Genomic DNA, 20015 nt, shown 5'->3' on the forward strand with positions numbered 1-20015 from the left:
CGAAAAAAGCCCCGTACGACGGGGCTTTTTTGGAAATCTCGGGCGCGCATCAGGTGCGGGCGATAATCTCGCGCTCGTTGGCATGAACGGTTGCCGCGGGTTCCTGCCGGCCGGGAAGACGGCGATTCAGGAAGCGTGGACGGCGGCCGGTCAAAAGGCGAAGCTTGCGCCGGGGCGCAGGTTTGGCCGCCGGAACGGCGCTGTAGGCTTCGATCGGCTTCACCTTGCCACCAAGGTCGCACACCAGCATCGGCAGGTTGAAAACCTGGGCCCAGCGGCTCCAAAGAACGGCCAGGTCGTCGGATTTCTCCGTTTCCGCTAGGGTGATCGACAGAGCGCTGTCGGGATGTTTCAGGATCAGGGTCGCAACGATTTCGCCAGGCACCGCCCCCGGAACGATCCGGACCATGACACCGTCGAAACCTTGCGCAGGCACCACCACCGTTACCGGAACACCGGCTACCCGCCGCTTGATGACCGCCCTGTCGCGGTCCAGGAAAATTTCGGCTGGCAGGGAAGGAGTGCCCGGCCGGTTTTCAAGGCGTTGCTCGAAGTGGGCCGGAAGGCAACCGGGGTGCGGCATCGTATTCGTGCCGGCCCCGGTTGCTACCATTTCCTGTATTTCTGTTTGACGTCTCAAATGACTCTCCACCGGACCTTTAGGTCGGACCATTTTGGTCTCTCGATGTGTTTCAATGTACGGATGAAAAGTCGTGAACCACTTAAGATACAGAGTTAAAAAAGTCTGATTTATAAGAGGGTTACTGGAATGTAATCAGGCAGGTAAGGTCTTGTTCAGTCATGTGGCAGATGGAGCGAAATACAACCTGTGAATGAATTTTTCGCCTTGTCCCTATCCGGCCTATCCTGCCGTCTCCATTACGAAAACCCGTCGCCAGGACTTGGCATTGCAACCTCTTGCCGTGACTGGTGCAAAATCCCATTTGCAGCCGGTAAGGGGAGTGACCCCCATGGCTTATGCGTCCTATAGCGGTCGGATTGCCCGCAAACTGCCCCGGCAGTTGCAGCGCAGCCGTGCTGAGCGTAAACAACGGCCGAACCAGAAGACGAGAGAGCGGACACGATGTCGGAACTGATTGATCAAAGCGAACTGCAATCCCGGGCAACCCGTCTGGTGGAAGCGGCCCGCAAGGCCGGAGCTGACGCCTGCGACGCAATTGCGGTTACCGGGGTTTCGCTGTCGGTCGATGTCCGCGAAGGCAAGGTGGAAGAGACCGAGCGCGCTGAAGGCGATGACGTCACCTTGAGGGTATTTGTCGGCAAGCGCACCGCGGCCGTATCTGCCAACCGGCTCGATGATCCGGCGAGCCTTGCCGAACGCGCCGTCGCAATGGCGAAGGTGGCCCCGGAAGATCCTTATGCCGGTCTTGCCGATCAGGATCTTCTCGTGAAGGACTTTCCGGAGCTTGAGCTTCTGGACACCAAGGAAATGACTGCCGAGGATCTGACGCAGATCGCGCTGGAAGCGGAAGCCGCCGGTCTGGACGTCGAGGGTGTCACCAAGTCCGGGGGCGCGGGCGCGTCCTGGCGCCTGGCCGGGATTGTTCTGGCGACCAGCCACGGATTTGAAGGCTCCTACATGTCATCCCGCTATGGCATGTCCATGACAGCCGTCGCGGGCGAAGGCACCGGCATGGAGCGGGACTACGACTTCGACAGCCGCACCTTCTTCGAAGATCTGGAAGCGCCGGCGGAAATCGGCCGCAGGGCAGGCGAAAGAGCCGTTCGCCGCCTGAACCCGAACAAACTGTCGACCCGAACCGCAAATGTCATTTATGAATCGCGTGCCGCCCGCAGCATTCTCGGTCACCTCGTCGGGGCGATCAACGGGGCCGCGATTGCGCGCAAGACCAGTTTCCTGAGAGACCGGATGGGCGAGGCGGTGTTCGCACCGGGCATTCAGGTGGTGGACGACCCGTTCAAGCGCCGGGGCGCCGCTACCCGCCCGTTCGACGGGGAAGGCACGCGCGCGGAACGTCTCGATGTCATTGAAGATGGTGTCCTGCGCCATTGGTTCCTGGACGGTGCGTCCGCACGTGAACTGGGGCTGACGCCAAACGGCCGGGCACACCGCAGCGGCAGCGGCACGTCCCCTGGCGCAACCAACATCACGCTGATGCCGGGCGAGAAAACGCTGGAAGACCTGATGGCGGAAGCCGGACAGGGCCTCCTGGTCACCGATCTCATCGGTCACGGCGTCAACACTCTTACCGGCGACTATTCCCGCGGTGCGGCCGGCTTCTGGTTTGAAAACGGCCAGATCGTCGAAGCCGTCAGTGAAATCACCATTGCAGGCAATCTGAAGGACATGTTCGCACGGCTCGTTCCGGGCAGCGACCTGGACAATCGCTACTCGGCTGCCACCCCGTCGGTGATGATCGAAGGAATGGCCCTTGCCGGAAGCTGACAAGGGATCGGCCGACAGCGGACTGGATGAAGCCGGGCGGGACGCTGATCTGCGTCTGCTGGAAACAGCCGCGCGCCAGGCTGGCGATATCGCGCTGGGCTTCTTCGGTCAGGATCCCGAGACCTGGTACAAGGGCAAGGCGGGCATGTCGCCGGTGTCGGAGGCCGATCTCGCTGTGGATCGTTTTCTGGCCGATTATCTGCGATCCGCTCGACCGGACTACGGCTGGCTGTCGGAGGAAACGGCCGACGACCGCAGCCGTCTGAACCACGAGCGCGTCTTTATTGTCGATCCGATTGACGGCACGCGTGCCTTTCTGGCAGGGGGAGACGAATGGACCGTGGCGATTGCCGTGGTCGAGGCCGGTCGGCCCATTGCCGCTTCCGTTTTCTGTCCGCGCCGGGACGAGATGTTCCTGGCCCGCACAGGCGGCGGAGCCTGGCTCAACGGGTCGAGGCTGGCGGTATCAGACCGGAGAGGCCTTTCCGGCGCAACGCTGACCGGGCCACATTCCATCGTCGCCAATCAGGATGTCGTGGCCGCAGGATTTGTCGGGACGGAAATCCTGCGTTCTCTGGCTTACCGGTTGGCCGTCGTTGCGGCGGGTCGGGTCGATGTCGGCACTGCGCGTGGCGGCCCGAGCGATTGGGACCTTGCAGCGGCGGATCTTTTGGTGCAGGAAGCGGGCGGTGTATTGACCGACCTGTCGGGCCGGAACCTGATCTACAACCGCGCCAAGACCGGCCACCCGGCCCTGATCGCAGCTCCTGTTGCGCTGATCGGGCCTGTGCGCGACGTGCTCGATGATCTGATCGGATAGCGGCACGGTTGCAGCGACGAAAGCGAGGAAATTCATGAGTGACACCGATACCCCGAAACAGCTCCTTCATCTTGTGTTCGGCGGCGAGCTGGAAACACCCGAAGGGCTGACGTTCCGGGACCTCAACGATCTGGATATCGTCGGGATCTATCCGAATTATGCCGAAGCCTACAAAGCCTGGAAATCCAAGGCGCAGGCGACGGTCGACAATGCGCATATGCGCTACTTCATCGTCCACATGCACCGCTTGCTCGATCCGGAAACGGCTTCTTAAAGGCAGCGCAGCTCTTTCAGGCGACAATACCAAATGATCAAACGCCTCGGCCGCCAACCCTGGGTTCTGGCCAGCATCGGCACTTTGATGGCCCTATACCTGAAGCTGGTCTATCGCACCAACCGGTTCGTCATCGAGCCGGAGGGCGTCCACGAACAGTCCGAAAAGGATCTGCCGGTGATCGTAGCCATGTGGCATGGGCAGCATTTCATGGTTCCGTTCGCCAAACCGGCCCACTGGCCGGCCAAGGTGATGATTTCCCGCTCGGCCGATGGTGAGGTCAACGCAATTGCGGCCCGCAAGCTGGGCCTGGGGCTGATCCGCGCTTCCGGCGGCAAGAATGCCCGCCAGATCAAGAAGCGCGGCGGCATGCGCGGGTTTATCGAGGCGCTTCGCGCGCTGAAGGAAGGCTATTCGATCGCCATGACGGCGGATGTGCCCAAGGGTCCGGCGCGCAAGTCTGGCGTTGGTATCGTTCAGCTTGCCAAGCATTCGGGCCGTCCGGTCCTGCCGGTGGCCGTGGCTACCAGCCGCAGTATCGAGCTCAACAGTTGGGACAAGGCCAGCGTCAATCTGCCTTTCGGCCGTGGCAGCATCGCGGTGAGCGATCTTATCTGGGTTCCCGCAGATGCGGACGATGCAACCCTTGAGGACTATCGCCTCAAGGTCGAGGACGGGCTGAACAAGGCAACGAAGCGGGCGTATGAGCTGGTCGGAAGGGCGGATGGCTGACCGGCGCCCCCTTGTCTTCAGTCTCTACAGGGGCCTTGCCCGGGCCCTGACGCCTCTGTTCAATCTTCTCTTCTGGTTTCGCAGCCGGTCGGGCAAGGAAGTGCCGGCCCGCAAGGGCGAGCGTTTCGGCCGCATGGCAACAAGCCGCCCCTCCGGAACACTTGTCTGGATCCACGCCGCCAGTGTCGGCGAAACCGTGTCCGTGCTGCCGTTGGTCGAGGAACTGACGGCATCCGGGCACAAGGTGCTGCTGACCACTGTCACCGTGACGTCGGCCGAGCTGGCGCAGAGCCGTCTGCCCGACGGCGCAATCCACCAGTTCATGCCTTTCGACGCACCTGGTCCGATTTCCCGTTTTCTCGACCACTGGTCGCCGGATCTGGCAATGGTGGTGGAATCCGAAATCTGGCCCTGCCTGTTCGATGAAATGCGTGCGCGTCAAACGCCGTTCGTGCTGCTGAATGGACGCCTGTCGGACAGGTCCTACCGAAGCTGGGCACGGTTTCCGCGCATTTCTGGGTATCTGTTCCGGTGCCTCGATCTGGTTCTGGCGCAAAGCGCCGCCGATGGCGAGCGGTTCCGCCTTTTGGGCTGTGGCACCGTTTCAACGCCGGGGAACTTGAAATTCGACGCACCGGACCCGGCCGTGGATGAAGACCAGGCAGCCGCCCTGACGGCGCAGACAGGGCACCGACCAGTGTGGCTGGCGGCGCTGACACATCCGGGCGAGGACGAGATCGTGCTCGATGCCTTTGGCCGTCTGCGTGAAGAATTCCCGGATCTTTTGCTGCTTCTGGTGCCGCGCCATCCTGCCCGTGCGGATGAGATTTCTGCCCTCATCGAAACCCATGGCCTGCGCACCGCGCGCAGAAGCCTGAATCAGCCAATCGAAACGGACACAGATGTCTATCTCGGTGATACACTGGGTGAGATGGGACTTTTTTACAGATTGGCACCGGTGACATTTTTGGGTGGTTCTTTTAACGATGCAGGCGGTCATAACCCGGTGGAAGCCGCGCTTTCGGGCTCGGCGCTGGTCACCGGGCCGCGCGTGGCGAACGCCCGGGCCGTCTACAAGGATTTCTGGATCCGGCAGGCTTCTCTTAAAGCCGAGCAGCCGGAAGATCTGGCGAAGCACATCGGCAGCCTTCTGCGCGATCCCGAAAAAGCAAGGGGGCAAGCGGAAACAGCGAGAGCTCTTGTTGAAGCCGGACGCGGCGCGTTGGCCGAAACCCTGAAGGTGCTTCAACCCATGCTCGGAAAATCTGGCCCGGTGCCTGACACTCCACGCTCTCGGGGCCATGCATGAAGACGGCGCCCGACTTCTGGTGGAAGCCGGGATCGACGCTGGCTAGCTGGCTGCTGTCGCCGGCTGGCTGGATTTATGGCCTCGTCTCCGGACGGCGCATGTTGAAGAAACCGAAAGCCAGGAGCCGGTTGCCCGTCATCTGTGTCGGCAATTTCGTGGTCGGCGGCACCGGCAAGACACCCTTTGCCATTGAACTGTCCTACCGCCTGCAGGAAGACGGCCTGCGACCCGGTTTCCTGCTGCGCGGTTACGGCGGCAAGGCCAAGGGGCCGCTGCTCGTCGACGCTGGTCTGCACGATGCTGATGTGGTTGGGGACGAAGCCTTGTTGCTGGCCAGATACGGGCCGACCGTGATTTCCGCCGACAGGCCCGCAGGAGCCCGGCTTGCCGAACAGCAGCCCATCGACGTTCTTCTGATGGACGACGGATTTCAGAACCCGGCCCTGGCGAAAGACCTCAGCCTGGTGCTGGTCGATTGCAGCGTAGGTTTCGGCAATGGCAAATGCCTGCCCGCCGGGCCCTTGCGGGCGCCGGCGGCGAAGCAGATCCTCAAGGCCGATTGTCTGGTTCTGGTGGGCGAGGGCGATGCAGCCGAAGAAGCGATCCATCTGGCCGGCCGCAAGGGGCTGCCGATCCTGCACGCGCATGTGCGGCCGCAGCCGAACGACGAACTGGCCGGATTGAGGCTCTTTGCCTTTGCCGGCATCGGCAGGCCGCAGAAATTCTTCGATACGTTGAAATCGCTTGGTTATGACGTGAAGAAAACGCGGGAATTTCCCGATCACCATCTCTACACGCAAGCCGACGCCCGCGCGCTGTTGACCGAAGCCGAGGAGGCCGGCTTCAAGCTGGTGACGACGTCAAAGGACATGGCACGGCTGGAAACCGCGACGGGGGAACTGTTCCACTGGATCGCATCCAGCGCGGCCGTTCTGGAAGTGCGAATGGAAATCGACGACGAAGATCGGTTGGCATCGCTCATCAAGGAGAGACTGCGGCAGCGTCAGTTCGGAAAATAAGGCTGTGTCGTCTTGCCTGAAGCGGCTCAGTGCGTTTCCAGGTACCGCTTCATGGATGCGTTGGCATCGACATAAGCTTCCTGCCGCGCGACAGACCAGTATTTCAGTTCGTCCAGCGGGATGGCTGTTCCGGTCACCGCACAGCGTACGAACGTCCCCGGTGTTTCCACCTGATAGTCTCCGTCCAGGTAGCGGACACGGGCTTCGCTGGGGATGCGCGGATTTTCGTAGCGGTTCATGATCTGCAGTTTGGCTGTCGGTTGATCGGGAAGTCTTGGTAGCATTTATGGCAGACTGGCGGGTGAGGGCAAGTCAAAGCTTTGCCGGGGCCATTTCCCACGACAGTCCTTTTCGGCCATAAGCCCGGCAAGGTCCCCCATGCCCAACACGAAAGAGAGCTCGGGGCTTGGAGAAATTGGCAAGTGGAATTCTCCGCTTATGGGATGAATTGTGCGTCAAAACGCCTATGTTGGGATAAACAACCAAATTGCCCGGCCTGACAGTGTGACCTCCACCGGCCAGACGATCCGGGCGAAATCAGGACAGACAGATGACCCTTTCCACGACCGATCTTATCGAATCTTCAGGCCTGGGGCTCGAAACGGCAAGGCGGATCACCCAGGACGCCCTTGATGGCGCGGATGATGGTGAGCTTTTTGTCGAATACCGGCAAAGCGAGGGGCTTGTGTTCGATAATGGCCGCCTGAAGGGCGCCAACTACGACACCGTGCAAGGCTTCGGCCTCCGGGCGGTGGCCGGCGAAGCTGCGGGCTACGCCCACGCTGGCGACATTTCCGAGGGGGCTTTGAAACGGGCCGCCGATGCGGTCAGCGCTGTCAAGAAGGGCTATTCGGGCAGCTATGCGGCTGCCCCCGCCCGCACCAACCAGACGCTTTATACCGATGCAAATCCGCTTGGCGGACCGAGCTTTGAGGACAAGGTCAAGCTTCTGCAGGAAATCGATGCCTATGCGCGGGCAAAAGATCCGCGCGTGCGTCAGGTGTCCGCGTCGCTGGCCGGGTCCTGGCAGGTGGTCGAGATCCTGCGCGCGGACGGTCATCTGGTGCGTGACGTGCGCCCGATGGTGCGACTGAGCATTTCCGTCGTTGCTGGCAATGACGACCGCCAGGAAAACGGCTCTTTCGGTTGCGGTGGCCGGGAAGGTTTCGAGCGGTTCATCACGACGGAAAACTGGCAGGGCGGCGTCGACGAGGCGCTGCGTCAGGCTCTTGTCAATCTGGAAGCCGTTCCCGCCCCTGCGGGCACCTTCGATGTGGTGTTGGGGCCGGGCTGGCCGGGCATCCTGCTGCATGAAGCCGTTGGCCACGGCCTCGAAGGCGATTTCAACCGAAAGAAAACCTCCGCATTTGCAGGCCTCATGGGCCAGCGCGTTGCCTCGCCGGGTGTCACCATCGTCGACGACGGCACCATCGCCGATCGTCGCGGTTCGCTGACGGTGGACGACGAAGGCACGCCGTCCAGCCGGACGGTGCTGATCGAAGACGGCATCCTGAAGGGCTACATGCAGGACCGCCAGAACGCGCGTCTGATGGGCATGGAGCCGACCGGTAACGGCCGCCGGCAATCCTATGCCCACATTCCCATGCCGCGCATGACCAACACGGTGATGATGGCGGGCGACAAGGACCCGGACGAGATCCTGGCGTCGGTCAAGGACGGCATTTACGCCGTGTCCTTCGGTGGCGGCCAGGTTGACATCACCTCCGGCAAATTCGTGTTCTCCTGCACCGAGGCCTACCGTGTCCAGAACGGCAAGGTCGGCGCACCGCTGAAAGGGGCGATGCTGATCGGCAACGGACCGGATGCGCTGACCCGCGTCTCCATGATCGGCAACGACATGAAGCTCGATCCCGGAATGGGCACATGCGGCAAGCAGGGACAGGGCGTGCCTGTCGGCGTCGGCCAGCCTTCCATGCGCATCAATGCCATGACCATCGGCGGAACGGCGGTCTGACAAGACTGCCCGGGGAAACTATGCCTGACATAAAATTCGTTATCTTCGATATGGATCTGGTGCTCTACGACTATGACCACCAGATCCGCCTGAAGCTGCTTGAAGACCTGACGGGACGGCCTGCTGCCGAAATCGATCAGTCGGTCTGGGGTGGTCCGCATGAAAATGCGGCCGAGGCGGGAAATCCGGCAACGTCCGAAGCCTATCTGAAGCAATTTGCAAGGTTGCTCGAGTATCCGATCGACTTCGAAACCTGGGCGGATGTGCGCCGCCAGATGATGCGCGCGCGGCCGGATGTGTTGTCGCTCGTCCGCAATTTGAAGAGGGCCGCGGACGTCGCGCTTCTCACCAACAACGGCATGCTGTTGAAGGAGGCCTTACCGGTCTGCGCGCCGGAGACTGTCGAGATTTTCGGCGAAAAGGCGCACGTCTCGGCGGAGTTTGGCGTCCGCAAACCGGATCCGCTCATCTATGAGCGCGTCTGCAGCCGGTATGGCTACCGTCCAGAGGAAAGCGCGTTTGTCGATGACCGCGAGGAAAATGTCGAGGGCGCGCTAAGTGCCGGATTGACCGGCCACCTCTACGAGACTGCCGAAGGCCTTGAAACCTTCCTGAGGGCTTACCGGTTGATCTGACTGGCACGGGTGCCCGGGTATCAGGCTGGTGTCAGGCTTTCGGGTGAAAGTGTCTTTGAGGCAGCAGGTCGTCCGCGCTGAACGTTCCATTGCCGGCTATCACCATGCCGCGAGCGACGGTCAGGTTTCTGGCGACGCCACTGCCTTTCAGTAGTCCCGCCCTCAGGTCCGGATCGTCTTCCCGAAAGGAGCCTCCGTCCGCCAGCGTGCAGCTATCGACGGTAATGTTGCCGAGGATCTGGCTGCCATCGCCCAACACGCATCTGCCGAACAGGGCCGGGTTGTTAAGGTGCCGGCCATGGCTGCCGATCCGGATCTCCGCGCCGGGCCTGTTGGCCTTGGCGGTAAACCCGCCTTCGCCGAACTGGTTGTTGCTTCCAATCAGAATGTTGCCGGTCACCGCCTCGAAAAGGCTGCCCGCGTGCACACTGTTGTCGTCTCCAAGGCGGATCTCCATGCCGGTTGAGGCTTTAAGCGTGACGCCTGGATAAAAGGTATTGTTTTTCCCGGCCGTTACGCCTGCCGATATCAGCGTGGAAAAGGGATCCAGAACGTGATTGCCCGCAAGGGCGTCCATCATCTGTGACAAGGGCAGAAACCCGCAGGCAAGGCGGGCAGCATCGATAGAGGCAAACAGGCCGGACATGCTGTGAGGGGTTCCTGTTGGAGGGCGGGTGAAACGTACCACCGTGCAGAGCGCACGCTGTCTTCCAAGCTCTTTCACCGGATGCGCACGAAGCTACGCAGCGACGTTCCGGCTTGCAATCAACTTGTGCGGTCCTTCGCGGGTTTGGCCGTGCCTGGATTGAAAATAAAGCACTTTTTTGCTGCAGGCGCTGGATTTGATGGAGGGATGGGGCGTATTCTCTGATATCTTCGAAGAGTGCCGGATTTGCTTGGCGTAAACAGGCGAAAAGGCGGGATCTAACGGCATAGGAGAAGGAATGGCAGCAGAAGGAGCCCCTCCGTTTTTCGCTGAGTCGATCGTGTTTCTGGCGGCAACGGTCGTCGCGGTTCCGATCGCCAAGCGGCTGGGGCTTGGGTCGGTGGTCGGATATCTCGCCGCCGGGGCGGTGATTGGTCCGCACGGCCTTAAGCTTCTGGGATCCGGCGAGGATGTGCTTCACGTCGCCGAACTGGGCGTTGTCCTGCTGCTCTTCGTCATAGGCCTGGAGCTGGACCCGCGAAAACTCTGGCGGATGAAGCGCGACATCTTCGGCCTTGGGACGGCACAGGTGCTTCTCACTGGTGTGACCTTTTACGCAATTGGGCGATTTGTCGGCTATTCCTTCACCACGTCTTTGGTGGCCGGTTTCGGCCTTGCCCTCTCATCCACCGCATTCGCGTTGCAGATCCTGCAGGAACGCGGTCAACTGTCGTCAGCCTACGGCCAGCGGGCGTTCGGCATCCTGTTGCTTCAGGATATCGCCATCGTGCCGCTGCTGGCGATGGTGGCCATTCTGGCACCGGGGGAAGGCCAGTCCACCTACACTCAGATCCTGAGCGAGATCATGATCGTTCTGGCGGCGGTGGCCGCCGTTGTCCTGACAGGCCGATATCTGGTGTCGCCGATTTTCCTGTTGCTGGCGGCAAGTCGGGCGCGCGAGGTCATGCTGACGGCGGCGCTTCTGGTCGCCCTCGGCAGCGCCGGCATCATGCACGCGGTGGGCCTGTCCATGGCGCTCGGCGCTTTCCTGGCCGGTGTGCTGCTGGCCGAATCGAGTTTCCGACACACACTGGAAGCGGATATCGAGCCCTTCCGGTCTTTATTGATGGGGCTGTTTTTCGTCGCTGTCGGCATGTCGCTCGATTTTTATCTGGTGATGAGCCATTGGGAGATCCTCGCCATTGGCGTCTTGTGTGTCATGGGCGTGAAGGGGATCTTCCTCTGGGCCCTGTCGCGTGGCACCGGCTCGCCGAATTCTGATGCTCTGCGCATAGCCGTCACCCTGCCTCAAGGGGGCGAATTCGCCTTTGTTCTGTTCACGGCTGCCGTTGGCGAGCGCCTGCTGACCTACCAGGACGTCAATCAGCTCAATGCTATTGTCGTCTTGACCATGCTTCTTACGCCGGTCGCCTGTCTCGGGCTGGACCGGCTGGCCGCCAGGGTGAAGGCACGCGGCGTTGAAAATCCGTCGATTGAAACCTTCGAGGAAGCAACGCCAACGGTGCTGGTGATCGGCTTTGGACGTTTCGGCATGGTGGTTGCCCAGTTCCTGACATCCGAAGGCCTGGAGATCACGGCAATCGACAACCGGCCGGACCGCATCGCCTATGCTCGCAAGCAGGGCTACAAGGTGTACTACGGCGATGCCACGCGCGCCGATGTGCTGGCGGCGGCCGGTGCCGGCAAGGCTGCGCTTGTCGCCATGTGCATCGAAAACGACAAGGTGATGGGCAAGGCAATCGATCTCGTCCGCGAGGGCTTCCCCGATGCCCTGATCTTCTGCCGCGCGACAGACCGCGCCCATATGCTGGATCTCACCAAGCGCGGGGTCGATTTCCAGATTCGCGAGACGTTCGAATCAAGCGTCGTCTTCGGCCGGGCGGCGCTGGAAGCGCTTGGAACCCCGCTCGACCGGATCGACCAGATCGAGGAAGACGTGCGCGACCGGGACGAGGAGCGCCTTGCCCAGCAGCTGCGTGAGGGCATGTTCGCCGGTGCGGACAAGCTTCACAAGGTGACGCCGCGCCGGCCGATGGAGACAAAAGCCCCCGACGCGCCAGCCGCTGAGTAGGCCGGGGGATGGCGGTATCACCGGGTCCTGAACAGAAAAAGGCGCCTCAGGGGCGCCTTTCGTTTGCTTGTTGCCTGGTATCCGGTCAGGGCAGGGCGTCGAAGCCCGCGGAGAAACCGTTCAGCGAGATCGGAATGCCGATTCCTTCTTCCGGGGTCTGGAAGATGATGAAGGTGGCCTGTGAGCCGGCCTGCAACTTGCTCAGCAGATCTTCTTCCAGGATGACCTCGGCAATACAGCCGTTCGGCAGGCAGCGGACGAAGCCGGCGCGGCCGATATCGGCATTGTCGACCCTCAGGCCAAGGCCGGATGGCAACAGCACGCCAAGCGGTGCCAGAACCCTGAGGATGCGGGCCTGCTTGTCGGCGGTTTTAAGAATGATCACCGACAAGCCGACGTTTTCCCGGTCGGCGGCCGTGACGTTCTGGATCAGGGCGCACTGCTCGCCGGTGGAGCCAGGAGGCGTGTCGCAACGCATTTGCCAGTCGCCGTGAGTCGAGCGGACCTCGCCTTGTGCCGCGGCGGGCAGATTTCCGTATGTCAACGAACTGCAGACGATCCCGGCAATGGCCGCGAGTTTTGAAAAAGACAGTCTGGAACGTCCGTTGGGGCGGGCAGCCGGTGACTGCGGCAATTGGGTTGACAAGAAATCCTCCAGTCAATCGTTGTCCGGTTCGCTTCTGGCCGGCCTGCTAAAAAGAAGCGGCCGCTTGGCGAATCAAGATGTAATTCCAGGCCAGACATTGACGCATGACGGCGCGCGTTTCCAGTCCGGCGGCTCAGGAAGCGCAGGATTAACCGCAATTCTTGTCGAAAATTCGCATGTCCTTGACCCTTGTCAAAACGCAGAGCGCTTGTGGTGGCTGTGAAAAGTTGGAAATTCCGTTGCAGCTCGGCGTTTCTTGTGGTTTTTGTGCGGCTCAAAGGTGTCGGTGGATTGATGCGGCACATCGCCGCTATGCCCGATGGTAGCCATCGCCCTTTATATGAGTTTGTGGTTATAGTCCGGTCAAACTCATGACCTTGTCCAATGCCAGGACGCAGCAGATTTGGCTTGCGCAGTGCCGCCAAGCCCGCTACTGCCGCACCGGATTGGACCGGATCTGAGTCCGGAAATTTAGCATTTTCCGCCACTTGAGGCGGATGAGGGAAGGGAGCGCGGACGTGAAGGCAGTCTTCAAGCGTCTCATGACTATGGCCGGTGCGGCGGCGACTTTTGCTGGAGTGTCGACAGCGGCCCTGGCAGCGGAATCCGGCATCAAGGAATGGCAGTTGGGCTTTCAGGCCTCTGTCACCGATGTAATGGACGACATTACCTGGTTCAACGGGTTCACCCTGGTGATCATCACCGTAATCACGCTGTTCGTGCTTGCGCTGCTGATCGTCTGCATGACCCGTTTCAGCGCGAAAAAGAACCCGGTTCCGTCCAGGACGTCGCATAACACCATGATCGAAGTGGTCTGGACGGTTGCTCCGATCCTGATCCTGGTCGTGATCGCGATCCCGTCTTTCCGGCTGCTCTACAAGCAGCTGGACATTCCAGAATACGAGATGACCGTCAAGGCGACCGGGTACCAGTGGTACTGGGGTTACGAGTACACCGACGAGAACATGGGTGAGCTCTCCTTCGATTCCATCATGGTCAAGGACGATGAGCGCCAGGCAGTGGCAGACGCCCGCGGCGTGACGCTGAACGAAGTTCCGCGCCTTCTGTCCGTTGACTACGACCTCGTCATTCCGGTCGACACGACGGTTCGCGTCCAGGTGACTTCCGAGGACGTGATCCACTCCTTCGCGATGCCGTCCTTCGGCGTCAAGGTCGACGCCATTCCGGGCCGTCTGAACGAGACCTGGTTCCACGCTCGCGAGGAAGGCGTCTACTACGGCCAGTGTTCCGAACTGTGCGGCAAGGATCATGCTTTCATGCCGATCGCGATCCGGGTGGTTTCCAAGGATCAGTTCCAGACCTGGTCGACTGCCGCTCAGGACGATCTGGACACTGCAAACCAGCAGCTCCTGGCATCGATCGCCGATACCAAGAAGCTGGCTGCCGCAGGCAAGCTTGAAGAGATCTCTGTCGCCGCGAAATAACGCGGCGACGATCCTGTTTGGCGATGCGCGCGATGTCATGCAGCGCCGCTGAGAAAGTCTGAAAGAGGGAGCCCAAAATGGCTGCGACCGAAGCACATGCGGCACATGGCCATCCGACCGGATGGCGCCGCTGGGTCTATTCGACCAACCACAAGGACATCGGTCTCATGTACCTGATGTTCGCTATTATGGCAGGTATCGTTGGCGGCGCGCTCAGCGTCGGCATGCGGATGGAACTTCAGGAACCGGGGATGCAGATCTTCGGCGATCCGCACCTGTTCAACGTGTTCACCACCGCTCACGGCCTGATCATGATCTTCTTCATGGTGATGCCGGCCATGATCGGCGGCTATGCCAACTACTTCGTGCCGATCATGATCGGTGCGCCGGACATGGCGTTCCCGCGGATGAACAACATTTCCTTCTGGCTGCTTCCGCCGGCCTTCCTGCTGCTGCTTCTCTCCCTCTTCGTTGAAGGTCCTCCGGGCTCCAACGGTGTCGGTGGCGGCTGGACCATCTATCCGCCGCTGTCCACCTCCGGTCAGCCCGGACCGGCAATGGATCTGGCGATCCTGGCCCTGCACATCGCAGGTGCTTCCTCGATCCTCGGTGCCATCAACTTCATCACGACCATCTTCAACATGCGTGCGCCGGGCATGACCCTGCACAAGATGCCGCTGTTTGCCTGGTCCGTGCTGATCACCGCGTTCCTGCTGCTGCTGTCCCTGCCGGTTCTGGCGGGTGCCATCACCATGCTGCTGACCGACCGTAACTTCGGCACCACGTTCTTTGCGCCTGCCGGTGGCGGTGACCCGATCCTGTTCCAGCACCTGTTCTGGTTCTTCGGTCACCCGGAAGTGTACATCCTGATCCTGCCGGGCTTCGGCATCATCAGCCACATCATTTCCACCTTCTCGCGCAAGCCGATCTTCGGTTACCTGGGCATGGCCTACGCCATGGTCGCCATTGGCGTCGTCGGCTTCATCGTGTGGGCGCACCACATGTATACCGTCGGCATGTCTTCCGAGACGCAGGCCTACTTCGTGGCCGCCACCATGGTGATCGCGGTTCCGACCGGCGTGAAGATCTTCTCCTGGATCGCGACCATGTGGGGCGGTTCCATCGAGTTCCGCACACCAATGGTCTGGGCAATCGGCTTCATCTTCCTGTTCACCGTCGGTGGTGTGACGGGTGTGCAGCTCGCCAACGCCGGTCTCGACCGTTCGTTCCACGACACCTACTACGTGGTTGCTCACTTCCACTACGTGCTGTCGCTGGGTGCCGTGTTCGCGATCTTCGCGGCCTGGTACTACTGGTTCCCGAAAATGTTCGGCTACATGTACAACGAGACGATCGGTAAGGCCCATTTCTGGATCACCTTCGTAGGCGTGAACCTGGTGTTCTTCCCGCAGCACTTCCTGGGTCTGAACGGCATGCCGCGCCGCTATGTCGACTATCCGGATGCGTTTGCCGGCTGGAACTTCGTTTCCTCCATCGGCTCCTACATCTCGGCCTTCGCGGTTCTGGTGTTCCTCTTCGGTATCTTCGAAGCGTTCTCCAAGAAGCGCGTCGTCGGCAACAACCCGTGGGGCGAAGGCGCAACGACCCTGGAGTGGACCCTGTCTTCTCCGCCGCCGTTCCACCAGTTCGAGACTCTGCCGCGCATCAAGTAATCCGCGGCGGGAGGTTCGCCTCCCGGTCAAGATCAGCACCGCGCCGGTTGCCGGCGCGGTGCTCCCTTTAAAGAAATCTCCCGGGCCATGTGCACCCGGTTGCGCGATCCCTGGATCGCGGACCAAAACAAGAATTCGAAGGACGTGCCTATGTCGCTCGTTGAGCGCCAGGATATGATGAGCCAGGAAACCGCCGTCTGGGACGGCGGCATGGGATCGGTGAGCGACTATGTGGCGCTCCTGAAGCCGCGTGTGATGTCCCTGGTTATCTTCACCGCTTTTGTCGGCCTGATGCTGGCTCCGGGAACCGTCCATCCGGTGCTCGGTGTTGTCGCGATCCTGTGCATTGCCATCGGCGCGGGCGCTTCCGGCGCGCTCAACATGTGGTACGACGCTGACATCGATGAAGTCATGACGCGGACCCGCAAGCGGCCGATCCCGGCCGGCAAGGTTACGCGCGACGAAGCGCTGGCCTTCGGTGTGACGCTGTCCATCGGTTCGGTGGTCCTGCTCGGCCTTCTGGTCAACTGGTTTGCCGGAGCGTTCCTGGCCTTCACCATCTTCTTCTACGTGATCGTCTATACGATGTGGCTGAAGCGCTCGACGCCGCAGAACATTGTGATTGGCGGTGCTGCGGGCGCTTTCCCTCCGATGATCGGCTGGGCAGCCGTTACCGGCAGCGTCAGCCTGGAAAGCTTCGTTCTGTTCCTGATCATCTTCATGTGGACACCGCCGCACTTCTGGGCGCTGGCGCTGGTCAAGAATGGCGACTATCAGGCCGCCAAGATCCCGATGCTGCCCGTTGTCGCCGGCGAGACCGCGACACGGCATCACATTCTTGCCTATGCCGTTCTGCTCGCCCCCATCGGTGTCGCGCCTTACCTGCTTGGCTTCGCCAGCCCCGTTTACGGTGTGGCATCGGCGGTTCTGAGCGCCATCTTCGTCGGCCTGTCCTTTGATGTCTGGCGCAAACGCGAAGGCGACCCGGCGAAGGCCGCCTGCTGGCGCCTGTTCAAGTTCTCGATCTTTTACCTGTTCATGCTGTTTGCCCTTCTTCTGGGCGAAAGCCTGATCGCAGGAGCGTGACGTGATGGCCAAGGAAGATCAGGGCATTACGCTCACCGAAGAACAGAAGAAGAAGCGCCGCTCGCGGTCGATTGCGATTGCCTGCGTGCTCGGCGGCCTCGTCTTGCTGTTCTATGTCGTGACCATCGTCAAACTGGGCCCCGGCATTCTCGACCGGGCGCTGTGAGGAAGATCGCGTGAGCAACGGACAAGACACTTCCAACCTGTCACGCAGCAACCGCAAGGTCGCGGTGGTCTGCGCTGGCGTGTTCATGTTCATGGTCGGGGCGGCCTATGCCGCCGTGCCGCTCTACAATCTTTTCTGCCGCGTCACCGGTTTTGGCGGCACCACGCAGGTTGCCACCGCCGAAAGCGACGTGATCCTGGACCGCAAGATCACCGTGCGCTTCGACGGCAACGTCAATCACGAGCTGCCCTGGAAGTTCAAACCGGTGCAGCGTTCGGTCACGCTTCAGATGGGCGAAACCGCCCAGCTTGAATATGTGGCAACCAACACGGGTTCCGAAAGGACCGTCGGGACGTCGACCTTCAACGTGTCGCCGCCGACGGCCGGAGCCTATTTCAACAAGCTGCAATGCTTCTGCTTCACCGAGCAGGCGCTGGAAAGCGGCGAGACTGTCGAAATGCCGGTCGTCTTCTTTGTCGATCCGGAAATGGACAAGGATCCTGAGCTGAAACACGTGAAGGAAATCACTTTGTCCTACACCTTCTTCCCGGTAGAACAACCGGAACGTCCTGTTGCAGCCAAGGCCGAGAAGGCTGAAGCTGAAACAAAATTTGAGTGATTGGCGCAACCGCGCCTGAAATGAATGTCTTTGGGGAGCTTGCCGATGGCTGAGGCACATACCAAAAATCACGACTATCACCTGGTCGATCCAAGTCCGTGGCCGTTCATCGCATCCGTCGGTGCGTTCGTCATGGCACTGGGTGCCATCGGCTTCATGAAGTTTGCTCAGGGAACGGAATTCGTTCTCCTCGGCATGAATCTCACCGGCTGGGGCCTCTTCGCCGTCGGTCTGCTGATCGTCCTTTATGTGATGTTCGGCTGGTGGCGCGACACCATTCGCGAATCCGCTCAGGGTCACCACACCCGTGTGGTCTCGCTGCATCTTCGCTACGGCATGCTGCTGTTCATCGCTTCGGAAGTGATGTTCTTCGTTGCCTGGTTCTGGGCCTATTTCGATGCTTCGCTCTTCACCGGCGAAGCCATCCAGTATGCCCGCGTCGAGGCAACCGGCGGTCACTGGCCGCCGGCTGGCATCGAAACGTTCGATCCCTGGCACCTGCCGCTGCTCAACACGCTGATCCTGCTGTGCTCCGGCACCACGGTCACCTGGGCGCACCATGCTCTGCTGCACAATGACCGCGATGGTCTGAAGTGGGGCCTGACCTGCACGGTTCTGCTCGGTATTCTCTTCACCATCTGCCAGGTGTACGAATACTCTCACGCTGCATTCGACTTTGGCGGCAACATCTATGGCGCGACCTTCTTCATGGCGACCGGTTTCCACGGCTTCCACGTGATCGTCGGCACCATCTTCCTGGCCGTCTGCCTGTTCCGGGCTCTGGCCGGTCAGTTCACCGTCGAGAAGCATTTCGGCTTCGAAGCGGCTGCATGGTATTGGCACTTCGTTGACGTCGTCTGGCTGTTCCTGTTCGTCTCCATCTATATCTGGGGCGCAGGCACACCGGCCGCTCACTAGGTTCGCGCCACACCGGCACGAACAACGCCCGATCCGGCCCACCGGATCGGGCGTTTCCATTTTCGCTTAAGCTTGAGGCACATCATGGAAGACAAGGCGCATTTCCCACCGGTCAATCCGGTTACTGCCGGCCTGTCGGGCAAGTGTCCACGTTGTGGCCAGGGCAAGCTTTTTGACGGTTTCCTGAGCGTCAAGAAATCCTGCATGGCCTGTGGACTTGACTATTCCTTCGCTGACAGCGGCGACGGCCCGGCAGTCTTTGTCATCATGATCGTCGGCTTCATCGTTGTCGGCCTGGTGCTGTTCGTCGAACTGTCCTACCAGCCGCCGATCTGGGTGCATCTGGTTCTCTGGCTGCCGCTCACGGTCATTCTGGCCGGCGGTGTGCTGCGGCCTTTGAAGGGGCTGATGATCGCGCTTCAGTTCCGGCACAAGGCCTCCGAAGGGCAACTGGACAACGGCAAGGACAACAACTGACCGGGCAGGCCCCGGGAAGACAATCCCATGCGCAAACTCATTCTCCTGACGCTAGCCGCCATCGCGGCACTGGTGGTTCTGCTCAATCTCGGCTTCTGGCAGCTTGACCGCCTGGCCTGGAAAGAAAACCTCATCGAACAGGTGGAGGCTGGTGTCACCAGCTCGCCGAAGGCCGCACCCGAGCCTGCGGACTGGGCAGACCTGTCGCCCTCGGACGACTATGAGCGTGTCAGGCTCAGCGGCCGTTTCCTGGAAGGTGCGGTCTTCTATTACACTTCCTTGAGCGAACCGGCGGGAGCAGTGGGCGGTCCGGGCGTGATGGTCTATGCGCCTTTTGAAACGGATCAGGAGTGGGTTGTCCTGGTCAATCGCGGGTTCCTGCCGCAGGGCCTCGACAAGACAGTGCGCCAGCAGGCAATCGTACCGCCCGATGGCGCCTGGGAGCTGACGGGATTGTTGCGGTTGAGCGAAAAGCCCAACTGGACGACGCCGGAACCGGGAAAGGAAGATCGTATCTGGTTCGCGCGCGACACGGAGGCCATGGCTGCGGAACTGGGCCTCGACCCAGCAAAACTTGCGCCCTACAGCATCGATCTCGACGCATCCTTCACGCCGCCTTCAGGTCTGCCGCAGGCAGGTGAGACCATCGTTCGCTTCAAGAACGACCACCTCGGCTACGCACTGACCTGGTTCGGTCTGGCGGCAACGCTGATTGGTGTCTACCTGACTTACGCCGCAAGCATCCTGTGGCCGCGCAAACGGCAGGCGGGTGAAACGTCGACCAAGTAGGTGGTGCTGGTGGCCTCGTGACACGAGAGAATTTGGCTCCGGGGGGGGGGCGGTAAAACCCAGGCTCTCGGTCGTCATCCCGGCCAGGCAAAGCGCGAGCCGGGATCGGGGAGCCATAGCGGCACTTTTGTCAGCAGTTATTTTGAAAGGCCCTCGGCTCTCCGATCCCGGATCTCCGCGTTGCTGCGTCCGGGATGACCTGCTGAGAAGGGGCGATAAAAAAAGGGCCCCGCAGGACCCTTCGTCATTTCTCGTGCAGGCTTGCA

At 60.9% G+C, this 20015-nt stretch carries 22 protein-coding genes; 18 read left to right on the plus strand and 4 right to left on the minus strand.

Going from position 1 to position 20015, the window contains the following annotated elements; genetic code table 11:
• Positions 1–49: 49 nt before the first annotated feature.
• Complete coding sequence (locus SIAM614_RS14955) at positions 50–640, minus strand: DUF6101 family protein (RefSeq protein ID WP_157139878.1); 591 nt, start codon at positions 638–640, stop codon at positions 50–52.
• A 444-nt stretch (positions 641–1084) separates the two neighbouring features.
• On the opposite strand from SIAM614_RS14955, the gene SIAM614_RS14960 reads away from it, so the two are divergent.
• The 6 genes from SIAM614_RS14960 to lpxK are packed head-to-tail and all read left to right on the plus strand — an operon-like array spanning position 1085 to position 6582.
• On the plus strand, positions 1085–2428 hold the full coding sequence (locus tag SIAM614_RS14960) for a TldD/PmbA family protein (RefSeq protein ID WP_006935688.1): 1344 nt from the start codon (positions 1085–1087) through the stop codon (positions 2426–2428).
• Positions 2415–3248: a 3'(2'),5'-bisphosphate nucleotidase CysQ gene (locus SIAM614_RS14965; RefSeq protein WP_006935689.1), complete on the plus strand. Its 834-nt coding sequence runs from the start codon at positions 2415–2417 to the stop codon at positions 3246–3248. The genes SIAM614_RS14960 and SIAM614_RS14965 overlap by 14 nt, the downstream gene beginning before the upstream one ends.
• 34 nt (positions 3249–3282) lie before the next feature.
• The gene (locus SIAM614_RS14970; protein WP_006935690.1) at positions 3283–3522 is read left to right on the plus strand and encodes a DUF4170 domain-containing protein; all 240 of its coding nucleotides are present in this window, start codon (positions 3283–3285) and stop codon (positions 3520–3522) included.
• A gap of 33 nt (positions 3523–3555) precedes the next feature.
• A complete protein-coding gene (locus tag SIAM614_RS14975; RefSeq protein ID WP_006935691.1) occupies positions 3556–4254 on the plus strand; it encodes a lysophospholipid acyltransferase family protein in 699 nt (232 codons plus the stop codon).
• Positions 4247–5563, plus strand: coding sequence for a 3-deoxy-D-manno-octulosonic acid transferase (locus SIAM614_RS14980; RefSeq protein WP_006935692.1), 1317 nt, complete (start codon positions 4247–4249; stop codon positions 5561–5563). The genes SIAM614_RS14975 and SIAM614_RS14980 overlap by 8 nt, the downstream gene beginning before the upstream one ends.
• Entirely contained in the window at positions 5560–6582 is a 1023-nt protein-coding gene (gene lpxK, locus SIAM614_RS14985) for a tetraacyldisaccharide 4'-kinase (RefSeq protein ID WP_006935693.1), read from the plus strand. Before SIAM614_RS14980 ends, lpxK begins: the two co-directional genes overlap by 4 nt.
• A 26-nt stretch (positions 6583–6608) precedes the next feature.
• Here lpxK and SIAM614_RS14990 read toward each other — a convergent pair whose 3' ends face one another.
• Positions 6609–6824 (minus strand): DUF2093 domain-containing protein, encoded by a 216-nt coding sequence (locus SIAM614_RS14990; protein ID WP_040440372.1) that lies wholly within the window; start codon positions 6822–6824, stop codon positions 6609–6611.
• A gap of 308 nt (positions 6825–7132) precedes the next feature.
• On the opposite strand from SIAM614_RS14990, the gene tldD reads away from it, so the two are divergent.
• A complete protein-coding gene (gene tldD, locus SIAM614_RS14995) occupies positions 7133–8557 on the plus strand; it encodes a metalloprotease TldD (protein ID WP_006935695.1) in 1425 nt (474 codons plus the stop codon).
• A 20-nt stretch (positions 8558–8577) separates the two neighbouring features.
• On the plus strand, positions 8578–9192 hold the full coding sequence (locus SIAM614_RS15000) for an HAD family hydrolase (protein WP_006935696.1): 615 nt from the start codon (positions 8578–8580) through the stop codon (positions 9190–9192).
• Between the two features lie 31 nt (positions 9193–9223).
• Here the strand turns inward: SIAM614_RS15000 and SIAM614_RS15005 are convergent, their stop codons facing one another.
• On the minus strand, positions 9224–9838 hold the full coding sequence (locus SIAM614_RS15005) for a hypothetical protein (RefSeq protein WP_006935698.1): 615 nt from the start codon (positions 9836–9838) through the stop codon (positions 9224–9226).
• A gap of 298 nt (positions 9839–10136) precedes the next feature.
• On the opposite strand from SIAM614_RS15005, the gene SIAM614_RS15010 reads away from it, so the two are divergent.
• Complete coding sequence (locus SIAM614_RS15010) at positions 10137–11930, plus strand: monovalent cation:proton antiporter-2 (CPA2) family protein (RefSeq protein WP_006935699.1); 1794 nt, start codon at positions 10137–10139, stop codon at positions 11928–11930.
• Between the two features lie 85 nt (positions 11931–12015).
• Here the strand turns inward: SIAM614_RS15010 and SIAM614_RS15015 are convergent, their stop codons facing one another.
• Positions 12016–12498 carry an invasion associated locus B family protein gene (locus SIAM614_RS15015; RefSeq protein ID WP_050789405.1) on the minus strand — a complete coding sequence of 161 codons (483 nt, stop codon included), beginning with the start codon at positions 12496–12498 and terminating at the stop codon, positions 12016–12018.
• On the opposite strand from SIAM614_RS15015, the gene SIAM614_RS32465 reads away from it, so the two are divergent.
• The 9 genes from SIAM614_RS32465 to SIAM614_RS15050 all read left to right on the plus strand — a co-directional run bounded on the left by SIAM614_RS32465 (position 12497) and on the right by SIAM614_RS15050 (position 19749).
• Positions 12497–12799, plus strand: a complete 303-nt coding sequence (locus SIAM614_RS32465) for a hypothetical protein (RefSeq protein WP_198137329.1) — start codon at positions 12497–12499, stop codon at positions 12797–12799. The two genes, SIAM614_RS15015 and SIAM614_RS32465, sit on opposite strands and share 2 nt — an antisense overlap.
• Positions 12800–13073: 274 nt before the next feature.
• Positions 13074–14021 carry a cytochrome c oxidase subunit II gene (coxB, locus tag SIAM614_RS15020; RefSeq protein WP_006935701.1) on the plus strand — a complete coding sequence of 316 codons (948 nt, stop codon included), beginning with the start codon at positions 13074–13076 and terminating at the stop codon, positions 14019–14021.
• 77 nt (positions 14022–14098) lie between these two features.
• The gene (ctaD, locus tag SIAM614_RS15025; protein WP_006935702.1) at positions 14099–15694 is read left to right on the plus strand and encodes a cytochrome c oxidase subunit I; all 1596 of its coding nucleotides are present in this window, start codon (positions 14099–14101) and stop codon (positions 15692–15694) included.
• Between the two features lie 150 nt (positions 15695–15844).
• A complete protein-coding gene (locus SIAM614_RS15030; protein WP_040440375.1) occupies positions 15845–16780 on the plus strand; it encodes a heme o synthase in 936 nt (311 codons plus the stop codon).
• 4 nt (positions 16781–16784) lie between these two features.
• Positions 16785–16946: a hypothetical protein gene (locus SIAM614_RS32470; protein ID WP_006935704.1), complete on the plus strand. Its 162-nt coding sequence runs from the start codon at positions 16785–16787 to the stop codon at positions 16944–16946.
• A 10-nt stretch (positions 16947–16956) separates the two neighbouring features.
• Complete coding sequence (locus SIAM614_RS15035; protein WP_006935705.1) at positions 16957–17565, plus strand: cytochrome c oxidase assembly protein; 609 nt, start codon at positions 16957–16959, stop codon at positions 17563–17565.
• A 45-nt stretch (positions 17566–17610) separates the two neighbouring features.
• The gene (locus tag SIAM614_RS15040) at positions 17611–18483 is read left to right on the plus strand and encodes a cytochrome c oxidase subunit 3 (protein ID WP_006935706.1); all 873 of its coding nucleotides are present in this window, start codon (positions 17611–17613) and stop codon (positions 18481–18483) included.
• An 81-nt stretch (positions 18484–18564) separates the two neighbouring features.
• On the plus strand, positions 18565–18960 hold the full coding sequence (locus SIAM614_RS15045) for a DUF983 domain-containing protein (RefSeq protein ID WP_040440377.1): 396 nt from the start codon (positions 18565–18567) through the stop codon (positions 18958–18960).
• Between the two features lie 27 nt (positions 18961–18987).
• Positions 18988–19749 (plus strand): SURF1 family protein, encoded by a 762-nt coding sequence (locus SIAM614_RS15050; RefSeq protein ID WP_006935708.1) that lies wholly within the window; start codon positions 18988–18990, stop codon positions 19747–19749.
• Positions 19750–20015 lie beyond the last annotated feature (266 nt).

The sequence above is a fragment of the Roseibium aggregatum IAM 12614 genome, from assembly GCF_000168975.1.
GTDB lineage: Bacteria > Pseudomonadota > Alphaproteobacteria > Rhizobiales > Stappiaceae > Roseibium > Roseibium aggregatum.